Raw genomic sequence first — 15,359 nt, 5'->3', positions numbered from 1 at the left:
GCGGCTGACGTCACTGGGATAGCGTGCTCTCATCTCCATATGATCGGATAATTCGGGAAGACTTTGAACGGGCTCTAAGAGAGAGCCCGTCATGATCCTTTCCACCTACCTCGCAGCGATCTCTGCGTTGACGTACGCAGACCGTCTTCCTACCTATACAAGCAGGATGCTGGTTGGTTCCTGGCCGCAGGGTCTGCAGCACCTTCAACAACGCCGTGACGGGCAAGCCGCTTCGGATGGCGTCGACGATGATGTCAGCCTGCTAGGCGCCAGTGGCGACGCGCTGCTGATCCTGGAATATCAGGAAGAAGCCGAGGATGCGTATCGGCATGCATTGAAGGCGATGCGTGGGCATCAACGGCAGCTGCGGGTGTTGTCGTGCCGCAATACCGCCTGGCTGATGCTGAGCCAGCGCCGGCTGAGCGCGGCATTGAACTGTTTTGCGCAATTGGTGATGGACCGCGAGACGCCGGCCCAGCTGTGCGGCGAGAGCTTCTTTGGTAAGGCGTTGACGCATTTCCATCTGGGCCAGAGCACTCTCGCGCTGCAGACGCTGGAGCGCGCCAACGAGGTGTTTTCGGAACTGGACAATGGTGCGATGGAGTGGCTTCGGATCGCCACCGCGCTGCGTCTGGACATGATTGCGCAGCTGCGTATCCGTCGCTCTGATCGCATGAGCGATCACGTGTTCTGGCAGGCCACGCTGCGTCAGGAAGATGCGGTACATGCCTTCGAGCCCAGCGAGCTGCGTGCCTGCATCGCCGATCTGGCCGAGAGCATGCCGATGCTCGCCCAGCGCATGCGCCATGTGCGCAACCTGTTGCGGATTGCCGGTGGCGATATCTGCGGTTTCGATGCGCAGATCGATGCATTGCCGGCTGCGGCCACCGGTTGCCCGCCGTGCGCCCGCCAGGACGCGCAGGTGGAACTGGCGTTGGCCGCGTTGGCGGTGGGGCGTGCGGATCTGGCCGAGCGTTCGCTGGCCGGTGCCGGGCGGCACCATGCGCCGCGCTGGAATCTGGAGTTCGAGTATTGCCAGGCCAAGATCAGCCAGGCAATGGGCCGTACCGAACAGGCGCTGTTGCTTTACAACCGGTATGCGTTGGGGGCAGTGCAATGCCTGCGCAGCGAGGTGCAGGCACCGCGCCTTCTGGAAAGCGGTACCCCGGCGCATGTGAGCGATGACATCTCTGCGCGTCTGCCTGCCAAGTACCGGCGTGCCTACACCTACATGATCACCAACGCGCACCGCTCGGATCTGTCGATCAATGAAGTGGCCGCGCAGATCGGTGTGACCGGGCGTGCGTTGCAGCAGGCGTTCAAGTCGGCCACCGGCTTGTCGCCGACCCAGGTGCTGCGTCGCTTTCGCATGCAGAGAATTCGCGACGAACTGCTGGCCGAGGGCGGCTGCGGCAGCGTGCTGCAGGCGGCCAGCCGTTGGGGCGTGGGTAGCCGCTCGGCGCTGGCCAAGGGCTACCGCCAGCACTTCAATGAAGCACCGATGGAAACCTTGCAGCGGTAATGTGTCTGGCGCCACGGCCGTGCACTCCTGCAGGCCGTGGTGCTTCGTTTCGGGTGGGTGATGTCGCGGCGTTGGCCGTTCGCAGCGCGGTGGAAGGAGCCAGAGTGTGACGTGCGTGCGGCGTGGCTTGCGGGATATGTTTTCCGGCTCGCATTGCCACACAGGAAGGCGCGTCCGAGGATAGGTGTGCCGGCCAAGGAAATGAGGGACGATCATGCAAGATCAGACCTCCGAGGCGACGGACGCCTTTCAGATGCGCCGTGCAGGCGTCGATCTCAACTGACTGAATGTCCGTCCTCAGCAAGCATCTGTAGTCCACACCGGTGGTCGCACTGCGCGAGCTGGTGCAGAACGCGCACGCGTCGATCCTGCGCCGCCGCCTGGAACAACCCGAACGGCAAGGCCGATTGCGCATCGACGTGCACGCCGATGCTGACCAGGGCATTGATGCGCATCATCGACACCGGCGCGGGCCTGACCCAGAAGGAAATTCACGATTATCTGGCCACCGTGGGCGTGGGCCACTGCGTCAGAGCGGGCATGAAGGCAGTGGCCTGATCGGTATGTTCGGGCCTGGGTTTTTGTCGGCCTTCGTGCTGGCGCGCCGGGCCGTCGTGCGCACTACCTCCTACCAAACGCCGACGCTGGGGCATGCTACCTCTCCAGCAATACCGAGCAATACACGGTCAGCCCGATCCCGGCGCGCGCAGGTCGCCACCGAAGTGGCGCTGGAACTACATGAGGACTATCGGTCGCTAGCCCAGGAAGGACGGCTGCGCGAGATCCTGTCGCGCTACTGCGCGCTGTTGCGCGAGCCGATCTGGATCGGTGGCGATGCGCAGGCGATCAATCCCGAGCCGCCGCCGTGGCGCATACACGATGCGGTGCCGTTGCATCCTGTGCAGGCCTGGCGCCGTCAACGCGAGTTTGCCGCGCGCTCCGAGTGCAACTTCGAACCCTTGTGCTGCATGCCGGTGCGCACGGAGGATGGCAGCGATGCGGTCGGCTTGCTGTGGCTGCAGGACGGGGCGATCTACGCCACCAGAGACAACCGCAATCTGTCGGTGTTCCTGCGTGGCAGGTTGCTGGACGACAACGCCCGCGGGCTGCTCACGCCGTGAGCGGGCTTCATCGGTTGGGTGATCGAATCCAATCGGTTGACGCCCACCGCCAGCCGCGAGGACCTGCAGCGCGATACGACCTACACGTCAGTGCAGCGCGTCTTGTCCGAAGCCTTGGTGCAAGGTCTGACCGATGTGGCACGTCAGCAGCCAGAAGCCTGGCGGCGCATTCTGCTGCGCCACAACGATGCCTTGCTGGGCGCGGCCTTGCGCGACGAGCGCTTGTTCGAGTTGCTGATGGAACACGTACGGGTGCCGACCTCGCAGGGCGATCCGCCGGCGCAGCAGTTGCCTGCGCGTGGCGCGGTGCATGTGATCCTGTACAGCGACAGCGGTTCGAAGAAATGCTTTTCCGCGCGATGGGCGTGCCGGTGGCTTACGGCAATCGCTGTGCTGGGGTGCCGTTTCTGCGTCGTTGGGCGCCGGCAATCCGCAGGCAGCGGTGGCGGTGCCGTTGCTGCGCTCACTGAAGGTGATCGTGTCGGCGCAGGGACGCGCCCAGCCGCAGCCCGGTGCCAGCGCGTCGGGCGGAACGGAGGTGAACCGGGCGTTCGGCGATCTTGCCGAGGCCGTGCCCTAATGACTGGCGCGCTGAGCGCCGGATCGAAGGAGCAATACGATGGAAATCTGGAACTGGGTAGAAAAGCTGCCGGACGATCTTGGCGAAGTGGGGCAGCCGCACAATGCGCAGCTGCTGACGCGCCTGACCGACCATCTCTGCGCTCTGCAGATCGAACGTGCCAAAGCCTTGCTGCCCGAGGCGCGTGCGCTGGGCAAGACGCTGGCCAATCCGTGGCTGGGAGTGTTCGTCGGTATCGGGAGGTGCGCAACCGGGTCGGCAATCTATGCCAAGGCGAGCGTGCGCTGAGCGATGCAGTGACGTTGTTCGAGCGCGCGCATCGCGCCGATGCGGTGGAGTGCGCGCAATCGGTGTGCGTGACCCAGGATCTGGCTGCGTGTTACGCCAATATCGATGGACCGGGCTGGGTGGAAGAGCGCATTGAGGTCTGCGAGGAAACGCTGGGCCGCATCGCCCCGAGTTGGTCGTGTTACCAGTGTTTGAGCTGCGAAAACGCCGATGCCTTGCTCGACGATGTCCGATGGACGCGGCGAGGCGAGGCGGCGCTGAGTTATCTGGAACAACAGTCGCAGACCATCCTTGCGCATCGCGGGCAGATTTACGATGGCGTGCCTGGCATGCGCATCGCTCGCTCGGCCGCGCCGAAGAAGCGCTGATACTGATCGATCAGCGCGAACGCGAGGCATCGCGCGCAGGTGCGGCGTGGGCCAACTGCAGTCAGCCGCGGCGCTTGCAAAAAGCCAGCGCATTGGCGCTATTGCATTGCGATGATGAAGCGCTGGAAGCATTTCTGCGGTGGCGTGAGGTTGCACTGCGTTATCGCCTGCACTGGTTGCGTGCGGTGGTGGTGCTGGTATCGCACACGCCGGAGCGCAACCCTGGGATCTGGGCAGCCGCTTACAGGTGGCGCTCGACCATCACGCGCAGGTCGGTGCGCATCGCATCCTGATCGACGCGGCCGAGATTGCGATCGCGCTGGCATTGCAGCGTGGTGCGGTGTGGACTGCGCGCCGGCACCTGGCGCTTGCGCACGTGCCCAAGTTGCGGCAGGACCGTGGCGGCACGCCCCGACGATACCGCGTTGGTGGACACCACCGCGTCGGCATTGAGCGCGTGTGCGGCCGACGATGAGGCGATGACGCTGTTGTGGGCGTTCGCGCAGCGGCACGCCGACCGCGAAACCAGCCCGACCTTCCGGCTGATGCATCTGCTGCTGGGCCATGGCGACGAAGCCGGTATGCGTCGGCTGGCGCAGCTGTATCGCCCCCTGGTGCCGGTGGAGGTGCTGTGGTGCGAAGCGCAGCCGGCCCAGCGACTGGCTGATTGGCCGGCGCTGGAACAGGCCTGCACCGCGTTGCTGGACCTCTCGCCCGGCTCGCATGCGCGGCATCCGCCGGATCCGGGCCTGGCGGATCGAGGTCCGCAACGTGCTGTACATGGCGTGCCTGTCTGCCATCCAGCACGAGTCCCGGATCCGGGAGTTCTACCGGTCGCTGCGAGCAAGCGGAAAGCACGGCAAGGTCGCTGTCGTGGCGGCGATGCGAAAGATGCGCGTCACTCTCAACGCCCGAGCGCGAGAAGCTCAAGCCTTCCCGATGTGAGTGTGCATTCTCTAAACCAGTGCGATGGCTGCCAACCAGCGGCCGGCACTGCCGTGGCTCGCTTCCGAAACGGCCAGAGCCCCCTTCAACAACACAATTGCTACAGCGATGTCCTTGCGGCGTGCCCCAGGTGGGTACGCGTGCAAGCACCCTGAGTGACCGAGGCATTCGCGCATGCGGCAAACTCGCAGCACGTGCGCCTCAGCTGCGCTTGCCGTAGCGCTCCAGCCAATGCGCGTAGGAGGGCGGCAGCACCCACGACGGGCGCTCTTCGCCCAGCGCCAATGCGGCGTGATAGGGCCAATGCGGGTTGGCCAGATGCGCGCGGCCGATCATCACCAGCTCCATCTGCCCGGCGGCGATGACGCGGTCGGCTTCCAGCGGGTCGTCGATATTCCAGGACGAGGCAACCGGCAGTTGGGCTTGGCGGCTGACGCGTTCGGCGAACGGCGCCAGCAACGCCGGGCCCCACGGAATCTGCGCGGTCGGTGTGCTGAAGCCAATGCTGACGTTGAGCAGATCCAGGCCGCTTTGCTGGAAGTTGCGCGTCAATGCGATGGCTTCCTGCAAGGTCTCTTCGTCGCGGCCATCGAATTCGATCACGCCAAAGCGCGCGCAGAGCGGCAGATGTTCCGGCCAGACCGCACGCACGGCTTGCAGCTTTTCCAGCAGAAAGCGTCCACGATTTTCGGCGGTGCCACCGTACTGATCCTGGCGATGATTGGCGTGCACTGAAAAGAAACTCTGCGCCAGATAGCCATGCGCAAAATGCAGCTCCAACCACTGGAAGCCGGCAGCGCGCGCGCGCTGCGCGGCCGCGACAAAATCGCGACGCACGCGCGCGATGTCGTGCAGCGTCATCTCTCGCGGCAGTTTGGGCAGGCCGCCACCGAAGGCGACCGCTGACGGCGAAATGGTGCCCCAGCCACGTGCGTCGCCGTCGGCGATGTGGTCGTCGCCTTCCCACGGCAGGTTGGCGCTGGCCTTGCGCCCGGCATGGCCGATCTGGATACCCGGCACCGCGCCAGCGGCGCTGATCGATGCGGCAATACGCGCTAGCCCTTCGGCCTGGGCGTCGTTCCACAGACCCAGGCAACCGGGCGTGATGCGGCCTTCCGGCGACACGCCGGTGGCTTCGACGATCACCAGGCCCGCACCACCGCGCGCTATGCTGGCATAGTGCACCTGATGCCAGTCGTTGGTGAAGCCGTCCACGGCGGTGTATTGGCACATCGGCGCAATGGCGATGCGGTTGCGCAACGTGACCTCTTTGAGTTGATACGCAGAAAAAAGCGATGACATTGGGGAAAACGCCTGAGAAAAGTCAGAGCGTGATCAGAACACGCCCGGCCGCAGTTCGACAGCCTGCTGGTGGCACAGCGCGTTGCACGCACTACCGGTTGTGCGCATGCGGCCTCATTCGGCGTGCACGCACCACATCGCTTCGATCAAGCCCCCAACACGCTTTTCGGCAGCGCCCGCCATGGGTTAGCGGCCTTCGAACAACGCGCGCGCATCTCCCCAGGCGTGGTCGGGCTCACGTTCGCCCTGTGCGCTGCAATGCCACACTGAAAGGTAGTGTCTGATGACTGCTACAGGTTCGTCGTTGGTTGCCGAATCTGAATTTTTTTATTCTGCTGCGCTTCGGCGTGGGGGCGCCGCGCCAACCACGTGCGCAGCCCGGCCCGCATGCCCAGCCTTTCTTCTGCTTGGTGGGCGATCTCATGGTGGCATTGCAGCAGCGCTCGATGCGATTCGTGGCCAGGACACCACGTTGTTGACCGCATGGCTGGGTTCCAGCCTCGGCAGCGGCGTGCGTATTTCGCAGCAGGAAATCGAAACCCATGGCGCGGAATTTTTGCGCTTGCTGGTGGCATCGCTGAAAGTTGTGTTACGGCGTGCTGGCCCTGCCGATGATCGGCACGCTGGATTCGCAGCGCACCCAGGTGGTGATGGAATCGCTGCTGCAACGCATTGTCGACACCGGCTCGGAGATCGCCATCATCGCCATCGGCGGCGTGCCTACCGTGGACACGCTGGTTGCGCAGCATCTGCTCGAGACCGTCACCGCGATTCGTCTGATCGGCGCCGATGCCATCATCAACGGCCTGCGCCTGCAGATTGCGCAGACCATCGTGCATCTGGGGCTGGACCTGCAGGGCATCTGACCAAGTCCAACCGTTCGATGCGCTGGCGCTGGCGCTCAAGCGTACCGGCGTGACCGTGAGCAAGGCGAGCTGACATGGAGCGCATCCCGATCCTGCGGATGGGCGACCTGTTGCAGGTCACCATCCAGGCGGACATGCACGACCAGTCTGGCGATGACGTTGCAGGAAAACCTGTCGGAAAAGATCAGCGCCACCTTCGCGCGCGGCGTGCTGATCGACATCTCCGCACTGGATAGCGTCGACTCGTTTATCGGCCGCATGATCAGCACCATCTTCTGGCGGGCCGCAGTGATGGATGCCAAGACCGTGGTGGTGGTCATGCGGCCGGGGGTGGCGATCGCCTTGGTCGAACTGGGCCTGACCTTGCCCTCGGTGCGCACCGCGCTCAACGTCGAACGCGGTATGCGCCTGTTGCAGCAACCCGATCGCGATTCATGACCACAGCGTCGCAACCGGTACGCACCGAACAGGGTGTGGTGCTGGCCCGGCAGACGGTGCGCAAGCTGGTGGTGCAGTGTGGCTTGCGTCTGGCCGACCAGACCAAGCTGGTCACTGCGGCCAGCGAACTGGCGCGCAACACCGTGACCTACGGCGGTGGCGGCGATATGGACTGGGCGCTGGTGGAAAACGGCATCGGCAAGGGCGTGCAGCTGATCTTCCGCGACGAGGGCCCCGGCATTCCCGATCTGGATCTGGCGCTCACCGATGGCCGGACCTCCGGCAGCGGGCTTGGGTTGGGTCTGTCCGGCAGCCGACGACTGGTGGATGACTTCGTGGTGGACACCACGCCGGGCAAGTGCACGCGCATCACCATCACCACATGGAAGTGATGGTTGCCGGTGCGGTAACCCGCCTGTTTCGTGTCGACGAAGCCAGCCAGGTCGGGCAGGGCCGTGAATCGACGGCACTCGCGCAGACGCTGGGGGTCGACGAAGCCGCATGCGGTCGCGTTGCGCGGGTCGCCGCCGAGCTTGCCACCAACATGGTCAAGCCTGGGCGTGGCGGCTGCGTTCAATTGGCGACGGTGGCCGCGCGCGAGGGCAGATGCGTGGAGATCTGCGCCATCGACGCAGGCCCCCGGGTTTGTGTTTGAAGACGGCCTGCGCGATGGCTATTCAACCGCCGGCACACCGGATACCGGACTGGGCGTGATCAAGCACAAGGCGCAGGTGCTGGACGCGGACTCCGATGCCAAAGGCGCGATCGTGATGGCGCGGCTGTTTGCGCAGCAATGCGCCGAACTGGATCTACCGTATGGCGCGGTGCGCGTATCGCTGCATAACGAAGTGGTGTGCGGCGACGCCTGGCAGTTGGCGATCTGCGAGCAACGGGTGACGGTTACATTGATCGACGGCCTGGCCCACGGCCCGTGCGCGGCCGATGCTGCCGATGCAGGCACGCGCGCGATGGCAGCGGCCCGCGGCGAGCCAGGCGAGCTCATCGCGCGCTTGCATGCCGGCACGCGCGGTGGTGCGGCGGCGATGCAGTTCGACAGCAGCACCGGGCAGGTGCGCTTTGCCGGCGTGGACAGTCTCGTCGCCTCGCTATACGATGGCGATGGGGTGCGCGGCATGCCCTCGCATCCGGGTATTGTCGGGTTGCAGTTCCGCAAGGCGCAGCCGTTCGACTTTCCGAGTGCGGCCGGCAAGCTGCTGGTGATGCAGAGCGATGGCCTGCAAACGCGCTGGAATCTGCGCGATCATCCGGCGCTATTGTCGCGCCACCTGCGTATTGTTGCCGCAGTACCGTTGCGCGATTACGCGCGTAGCCGCGACGATGCCTGTGTTCGTCATGCGTTTGGGAGGCATGCAACGCCTTCATCCGATGCTGCATCTGCAGCCGATCCGCTGGCCGAACTCGACGCGCTGCGGCAGCAGAATCAGGCCTTGCGCGAGGAGTTGGAAGGAACCAACCAGAGCGTGCTGGCGCTGTATGACGAGCTCGATCAGCAGGCCGAACCCATGTGCGCTTCGGTGTGCAGGACACCGGCATCGGCATCCCGGCCGAACTGCACGCGGCCTTGTTCGAGGATTTTGTGCAGGTGGATTCGCCGCTGCAAAAAAACGCCTGACCGGTACCGGTCTGGGGCTGGCGATCTGCAAGCGCTTCGCCGAGCTGCTTGGCGGCAGGGTGTGGATCAATAGCGTGGTCGGCGAAGGGTCCGGATTTTTCGTGGTGCTGCCGGTGACGCTGGCAGCGGAGAACGCACTTGCCCAGTCGTCATCGCGCACGACTTCAACAACCTGCTGACCAGCATCATTTCCGGTCTGGACATGATCCAGCCGGCGTTGGAATCCAAGCGCATCGAGCGTGTGCCGCGGCTGGCGGAAATCGCCACCGGCTCGGCACATCGCAGTGATGCTGATCGCGAAAAAACCAGGCCCGCTGCGTGCATCACGCAGCGGGCTTTTTATTTCAACGGCTGCGCAACACCGACTGCACCCAAGCGACGATCTGCGCGCTATTCACTGCGCCGCAATGACGGCCCAGCTCGCTGCCGCCACGAATGACCAGCAAGGTGGGAATGCTGCGGATGCCAAAGCGCGTGCCCAGCACCGGATGCAGATCGGTATCCACTTTTGCCAGACGTACCTGCGGTTCCAGTAATGCGGCGGCCGCAGCGAACTGCGGCGCCATGCTCAGGCACGGCCCGCACCACGGCGCCCAGAAGTCCACCACCAGCGGCAGCTCGCTGCGTACCGCATGCTTGTCGAAATCGGCAGTGGACAGCGCCACCGGTGCACGCAGAAACAGCGGCTTATGGCAGCTGCCGCAGTTGGGTGCATCGCGCAGACGCGCCTGCGCCACGCGATTCATCGCAGCGCAGTTTGGGCAGGCCACCAGCAGCGGTGCGTCGCTCATGCAGTGATCTCCAGTAGCCGGGTAACGTCATCAAGGCGTTGCGCTTACGCACCCATGGCGGCGAGCGCAGCCGCATGCCGCCAGTGTCATGGCGGCGACCGAAGACGTTGTGCTGGAGACGGCTGAGAACATCCTCACTGCGCTGGTTGCTGCAGCGTGCGGCATACGTGTGTGCGTGTTGCACGCTGCATCGCTCAGCCGGTCTGTCCCAGCGTCACCAGCGGAACGAAGCCGCCATAGATCAAGCGCTTGCCATCGAACGGCATCGGGTTGACCGCCGGGTCCATGCGCGGGTCGGCCATCATCTTTTCCATGCCGGCATCGCGGGTGGCCTTGTCGGGCCATTCGATCCAGGAAAACACCACGTTTTCATCCTCGGCGGCGTCGACCGCGCGATGGAAATCGGTCTGTTCTCCGTGCGGTACTTCCTCGCCCCAGCACTCCACCACGCGCAGCGCACCGTATTCTATGAATACCGCATCGCCCATGCGGGCATGTTCCAGAAATGCAGCCTTGTTGGCAGCGGGTACGGCAAGCGCAAAACCATCCACATACGACATACACTCTCTCCGCAGATATGAAGCACGGCGTGCGCGTGATAAGAACGACGAATCGCCGCTCTTACAATAGATAATTCAATCGCAATGGGTGATGCGCGTTTGATGGGTTCGCCAATTGGCGTTACAGCGTCTTGTTGAGACTGCGTTACGGTGCAGTGTTCCGCTCGCTGTGCTTACGCTGCCAGATTGCGCCGCCGCAGCGTCGCTTCGAACACCACATCGCCGTCTTCGTTGCGTGCGTGCAGCTTGCCGCCATGTGCCTTGACGAACTGATCTGCGATAAACAAACCCAGCCCCAAGCCCTGGCTTGCGTGGAAGCTGGCCTTGAATGGCTCGAACAGGCGCGGCATCAAACTGTCGGGGATGTTGCCGGCGTTGCGCACCGACAAGCGCAGTGTGTCGCGCTCGCGTCCGTCCAGGTGCACCCGCACCGGCTGGCGCGCGCCATGCAGCACTGCATTGCCGACCAGGTTAGAGATCACCTGTGCAAGCCGATCGCCATCGCCATCGCCGTCCAGATCGCCTTCGCCACGCAAGTCGATTGGCGTATGCGGATTGGCTTGCGCCACTTCGTTCACCGCGCTGTGTGTCACCTCGCCGAGATTGCAGGGCCCGAACTGCATCGACAGCCCGTCGGTGCGCAGACGCGAGAAATCCAGCAACTGCTCGACCATGCGTGCCATGCGATGTGCGCTGCTTTCCAGGTGTTCCAGTGTGCGTGCAGCCGAGCCGTCGGCCGCCACATCCAGGCTGAGCTTGTCTGCGCACAGCAGAATCACCGACAGCGGCGTGCGCAGGTCGTGAGTCAGCACGGCTATCATGGTTTGGTTGAGTGTGAGCGCGCGTTCCAGCGAGGCATTGCGCGCCTTGAGCAGGCGCCGTTGCTGATACAACTCGATGAACACAGTGACCTTGCTCAGGATTACATGCGGCTCAATCGGCTTGTGCAAAAAATCCACCGCACCGGTTTCGTAGCCTTGAAACGCACGCATCGGGTCGTTCGGCGAGGCGGTCAAAAAAATGATCGGCACATGCCGGGCGCGCTGTGAGCCGCGCATCAGTTCGGCAAGCGAAAATCCGTCCATTTCCGGCATGTGCACGTCCAGCAGTGCCAAGGCCACATCGTGTTCGAGCAACAGCTCCAGCGCCTGCGCGCCGGAGGCCGCGCACAGCAACTGGAGGCCGTCGCGTTGCAACAGCGCTTCCATCGCCACCAGATTCTGCGGGACGTCGTCCACGATCAGCAGCTTTGCAGGTTCGGTGTCGAGGGTGTTTGCAGCCAGGCCGGTTGCGGTGAGATTCATCGGTGAAAAGCCTCCAATCGGCTGCAGATCGCCTGCAAGGTCAGCACCGCATCCGCGCCTGCATGGGCGATGGCAGAGGTGGGCATCAAGGGACAGGCCGCATCGTCTGGGCGCTGGATCCAGGCAGTTCCGCCGACCGTGCGTACTGCGGCCACGCCAACGCTGCCATCGCTGCTGGCACCGGTGAGCAGGATTGCCCGCAGGCGCTGCCCGAAGACATCGGCAGCCGATTCGAACAAGGGGTCGATCGCCGGGCGCGAAAACAGCACCGGTGCATCCATCGACAACGCCAGGCTATCGCGGTTCTCTACCAACAGATGATAGTCGGGCGGGGCGATGGTCACGCTGCCGGCGAGCAGCGGTTGCTTGTCCTCGGCCTTGCGCATCGGCAAGGCGCAGCGTGCATCCATCAGTTCAGCAAGATGGCTGGTGCGGTCGCGTGGCAGATGCAGCACCACCAGCACCGGCATCAGCAGATCCGCGGGCAGGCTGGACAACAACGCCTGCAACGCCATCACACCACCGGCCGATGCGCCGACCACGATCGCCTCGAAGAGCTGCTGCACCTCGCGAGCACCGCTCATGCTGCCTTCCGAAACAGGCGTTGCTCGCGTGCCACGGTTTCGAAGGCGTGCGCAGGCGCGCCAAACTGCAGCGCCTCCTTGCTGCCCAAGCCCAGAAAACCGCGATGCACCAGCGCGTCATGGAACAGACCCACCGCGCGGTCATGCAGAGTGCGGTTGAAGTAGATCAGTACATTGCGGCACGACACCAGATGCACCTCGGAGAACACCGTATCGGTCGCCAGGCTGTGATCGGCGAACACGATATTGCGCTTGAGGCGGCGATCGAACACCGCGCCATCGTAAGCAGTGGTGAAGTAGTCGGACAAAGACCCACGGCCGCCGGCATCCAGATAATTGCGGTTGAACTGCGCGATGCGGTCGATGCCGTAGGCACCGGCCTCTGCCATGCCCAACGCTTCGGGATTGATGTCGGTGGCGTAAATCATCGCTTTTTCCAGCAGGCCTTCTTCGTGCAACAGAATCGCCAGCGACCAGATTTCTTCACCGGTGCTGCAACCGGCTACCCATAGTTTGATCGATGGATAGGTGCGCAACACCGGCACTGCATGCTCGCGCAGCACCCGGAAATAGGCCGGGTCGCGGAACATCTCCGACACCTGCACGGTGAAGAATTGCATCGCTTGCGCAAACGTCTCCGGCTCGTGCAGCAGGCGATGCTGCAGATCGGCCACGCGCGCGCAATCGAAGCGCCCCATGGCGTGGCGCATGCGCCGCCGCAACGATGACACTGCGTAATCGCGGAAATCGTAGTAATAGCGCTGGTAGAGCTCTTCCAGCAGCACCTGCAGCTCCAGATCGAACAGCTCCACTGCGTTCATTGACGCGAGCACCACACCCGGCACAGCGACACCAGCTTTTCCACGTCGATGGGCTTGGCGATGTAGTCGTTGGCGCCGGCCTCAAGGCAGCGTTCGCGGTCGTCGGCCATGGCCTTGGCGGTCAGCGCGATGATCGGCAGGTCCTGCCACTGACGGTTGGCGCGGATCTGGCGTATTGCAGTGAGGCCGTCCGTCTCCGGCATCATGATGTCCATCAGCACTAGATCCACTGCGTGCCTGGCCAGCTGTTCCAGCGCCTCGCAGCCATTGCGCGCGATCTGCAGCGCCACGCCCAACGGTTCCAGCACGCCGGACAGCGCGAAGATGTTGCGCACATCGTCTTCGGCCAGCAGCACGGTGGCGCCATCCAGCGCCGCATCGCGGCGGCGCGCTTCGCGCAGCAGGCGTTGCTGGTCGCTCGGCAACGAGGCTTCCACGCGATGCAGGAACAGCGTCACTTCGTCGATCAAGCGCTCCGGCGAGCGCACGCCCTTGATGATGATGCTGTTGGAATAACGGCGCAGGCGCTGTTCTTCGTCGCGGGCGAGCGCACGCCCGGTGTAGACGATCACCGGCGGGAAGGCGACTGCATCGTTGCCGGCCATGCGCTCGAGCAGGTCGTAGCCGCTGCCGTCTGGCAGCGCCAGATCGGTGACCATGCAATCGAAGGTGGAGCCGGCCAGTTGCTGCATCGCTTCGGCAATACAGCCGACTGCGACGATTTCCAATTGATCGCGCGCCAGCATCAGTTCCAGATTCGCGCGCAGCGCGCTGTCGTCTTCGACGATCAACAAGCGGCGCACGGCGCGTGCATTGGTGTCTTCCAGCTGGCGGATCGCGCCAGCCAGCAAATCCCGCGTGGCCGGCTTGATCAGAGAGCCTACCGCACCGAGTTCCAGCGCAATCTGGCTGCGCTCGATGGCCGAAACCACATGCACCGGGATGTGCCGCGTTGCCGGGTCGCGCTTGAGGCGTTCGAGCACGCTCAAGCCGGACGCATCTGGCAGGCCTATGTCGAGCAGGATGCCGCTGGGGCGCAATTCGGCCGCCAGTTGCAGCGCTTCTTCGGCGCTGGGCGCCACCACGCAATCGAAGTCCAGCTCATGTGTCAGATCGACCAGGGCTTGCGCAAAGCGGGTGTCGTCTTCCACTGCCAGGATCAACCGGCCCGGACGGCTGCGTTGATCGCGATCGTCGTCGGCGCGCTGGATCGGCGCCGCGCTTGCGGATGGAATCGGCAGCGGCAAGACGCTGGACGCCACCACAGCCTGCTCGCCGAGGCGAGAGGCCATCGCCATGCTGCTGGTGTGCTGCTGTTGACGTTGCTGTTGCTGCGCAGTCTCGATTGAAGCCGGCTGCGTATTCGTCTCTGCAATAGTGACTACTTCTGCCGGCGCGCCGTCGGTCGGCAATTCCAGTGTGAAACAACTGCCGCGTCCCGGCGCGCTGTCCACACGGATGCTGCCGCCCATGCGCTGCGCCAGATCGCGCGAGATCGACAAGCCCAGCCCGGTGCCGCCATAGCGCCGCCGCGTGCTGGCGGAACGCTTCGAAGATGATCTCGGTCTGTTGGCGCGCGATGCCGATGCCGGTGTCGTGGACCTTGAACAGCACCCGGCCCGGCGTGTGCGCCTGGATCGACAGACTGACACTGCCGTGCTCGGTGAACTTGATCGCATTGGTCAGCAGGTTCTTGAGAATCTGCTGCAGACGCTGGCTATCGACGATCAGTTGCGTCGGCGCATCGGCTTCGGCCGCGATCTGCAAGGCCAGACCTTTTTGCCGCGCCAGTGGCTCGAAGGTTTCGCGCAGGCGCTGCAGCACCGAGCTGGTCGCTATCGTTTCATCGGCCAGTTCCACGTGCCCGGCTTCGATCTTGGACAAATCCAGAATGTCGTTGATCAGTGCCAGCAGATCGTTGTTGGAAGAGAGAATGGCCTGCGCATATTTCACCTGCTCGGCGCTGAGCGTGCCTTCCTTGTTGTCGGACAGCAGCTTGGCCAGGATCAGCGCACTGTTGAGCGGCGTGCGTAACTCGTGCGACATGTTGGCCAGAAATTCTGACTTGTAACGCGAAGCGGTAGATAGCGCGTTGCTGTTGCGCACCAGCTGGTTCTGCGCAACCAGCAGGGCCTGCTTCTGCGCTTCCAGTGCCTGGGTCTGAGGTATCCCCACGTTTTTCAGCCCATGACCATCTGGTTGTAGACGTGTTCGGGCAGTGTGCGTAATCGCTCCA

General features: G+C 63.9%; 8 protein-coding genes and 9 pseudogenes. 10 read left to right on the top strand and 7 right to left on the bottom strand.

What is annotated here, in order from left to right:
- Window positions 1–166: 166 nt before the first annotated feature.
- The 4 genes and pseudogenes from XpopCFBP1817_RS14770 to XpopCFBP1817_RS23150 all read left to right on the top strand — a co-directional run.
- A complete protein-coding gene (locus XpopCFBP1817_RS14770) occupies window positions 167–1,522 on the top strand; it encodes a helix-turn-helix transcriptional regulator (protein WP_208619628.1) in 1,356 nt (451 codons plus the stop codon).
- A gap of 214 nt (window positions 1,523–1,736) precedes the next feature.
- Window positions 1,737–3,223 (top strand): annotated as a pseudogene (locus tag XpopCFBP1817_RS14765) (ATP-binding protein).
- A gap of 39 nt (window positions 3,224–3,262) precedes the next feature.
- Window positions 3,263–4,604: pseudogene (locus tag XpopCFBP1817_RS14760) on the top strand (hypothetical protein); the annotation flags it as partial.
- Window positions 4,603–4,824, top strand: a pseudogene (locus tag XpopCFBP1817_RS23150) (IS110 family transposase); the annotation flags it as partial. The pseudogenes XpopCFBP1817_RS14760 and XpopCFBP1817_RS23150, both read left to right, overlap by 2 nt.
- A gap of 201 nt (window positions 4,825–5,025) precedes the next feature.
- Here the strand turns inward: XpopCFBP1817_RS23150 and XpopCFBP1817_RS14750 are convergent.
- A complete protein-coding gene (locus tag XpopCFBP1817_RS14750) occupies window positions 5,026–6,126 on the bottom strand; it encodes an NADH:flavin oxidoreductase/NADH oxidase (RefSeq protein WP_128417688.1) in 1,101 nt (366 codons plus the stop codon).
- 581 nt (window positions 6,127–6,707) lie between these two features.
- Here XpopCFBP1817_RS14750 and XpopCFBP1817_RS14745 point away from each other — a divergent pair.
- The 6 genes and pseudogenes from XpopCFBP1817_RS14745 to XpopCFBP1817_RS24040 form a co-directional block, all read left to right on the top strand.
- Window positions 6,708–7,065, top strand: a pseudogene (locus XpopCFBP1817_RS14745) (STAS domain-containing protein); the annotation flags it as partial.
- Window position 7,066: 1 nt separating this feature from the next.
- A pseudogene (locus tag XpopCFBP1817_RS14740) lies at window positions 7,067–7,430 on the top strand (STAS domain-containing protein).
- On the top strand, window positions 7,427–7,822 hold the full coding sequence (locus XpopCFBP1817_RS14735) for an ATP-binding protein (RefSeq protein WP_128417687.1): 396 nt from the start codon (window positions 7,427–7,429) through the stop codon (window positions 7,820–7,822). Before XpopCFBP1817_RS14740 ends, XpopCFBP1817_RS14735 begins: the two are co-directional and overlap by 4 nt.
- Window positions 7,813–8,804, top strand: a pseudogene (locus XpopCFBP1817_RS14730) (ATP-binding protein); the annotation flags it as partial. The gene XpopCFBP1817_RS14735 and the pseudogene XpopCFBP1817_RS14730, both read left to right, overlap by 10 nt.
- A gap of 139 nt (window positions 8,805–8,943) precedes the next feature.
- Window positions 8,944–9,242: pseudogene (locus XpopCFBP1817_RS14725) on the top strand (ATP-binding protein); the annotation flags it as partial.
- Window positions 9,215–9,409, top strand: a pseudogene (locus XpopCFBP1817_RS24040) (hypothetical protein); the annotation flags it as partial. The pseudogenes XpopCFBP1817_RS14725 and XpopCFBP1817_RS24040, both read left to right, overlap by 28 nt.
- Here the strand turns inward: XpopCFBP1817_RS24040 and trxC are convergent.
- The 6 genes and pseudogenes from trxC to XpopCFBP1817_RS14695 all read right to left on the bottom strand — a co-directional run.
- Window positions 9,408–9,854: a thioredoxin TrxC gene (gene trxC, locus XpopCFBP1817_RS14720; RefSeq protein WP_128417686.1), complete on the bottom strand. Its 447-nt coding sequence runs from the start codon at window positions 9,852–9,854 to the stop codon at window positions 9,408–9,410. The pseudogene XpopCFBP1817_RS24040 and the gene trxC sit on opposite strands and share 2 nt — an antisense overlap.
- Before the next feature lie 194 nt (window positions 9,855–10,048).
- The gene (locus XpopCFBP1817_RS14715) at window positions 10,049–10,414 is read right to left on the bottom strand and encodes a DUF1428 domain-containing protein (RefSeq protein ID WP_128417685.1); all 366 of its coding nucleotides are present in this window, start codon (window positions 10,412–10,414) and stop codon (window positions 10,049–10,051) included.
- Between the two features lie 173 nt (window positions 10,415–10,587).
- Window positions 10,588–11,718: a hybrid sensor histidine kinase/response regulator gene (locus XpopCFBP1817_RS14710; RefSeq protein ID WP_128417684.1), complete on the bottom strand. Its 1,131-nt coding sequence runs from the start codon at window positions 11,716–11,718 to the stop codon at window positions 10,588–10,590.
- Window positions 11,715–12,302 (bottom strand): chemotaxis protein CheB, encoded by a 588-nt coding sequence (locus XpopCFBP1817_RS14705; protein WP_128417683.1) that lies wholly within the window; start codon window positions 12,300–12,302, stop codon window positions 11,715–11,717. Before XpopCFBP1817_RS14705 ends, XpopCFBP1817_RS14710 begins: the two co-directional genes overlap by 4 nt.
- Window positions 12,299–13,147 (bottom strand): CheR family methyltransferase, encoded by an 849-nt coding sequence (locus XpopCFBP1817_RS14700; RefSeq protein ID WP_208619627.1) that lies wholly within the window; start codon window positions 13,145–13,147, stop codon window positions 12,299–12,301. The genes XpopCFBP1817_RS14705 and XpopCFBP1817_RS14700 overlap by 4 nt, the downstream gene beginning before the upstream one ends.
- Window positions 13,120–15,286: pseudogene (locus XpopCFBP1817_RS14695) on the bottom strand (response regulator); the annotation flags it as partial. The pseudogene XpopCFBP1817_RS14695 and the gene XpopCFBP1817_RS14700, both read right to left, overlap by 28 nt.
- Window positions 15,287–15,359: the final 73 nt, after the last annotated feature.

Origin of the sequence: Xanthomonas populi (assembly GCF_002940065.1) — a bacterium.
Taxonomy (GTDB): domain Bacteria; phylum Pseudomonadota; class Gammaproteobacteria; order Xanthomonadales; family Xanthomonadaceae; genus Xanthomonas; species Xanthomonas populi.
The sequence above is the reverse complement of the archived record's forward strand: the minus strand, read 5'-3'. Positions and strand labels throughout refer to the sequence as shown.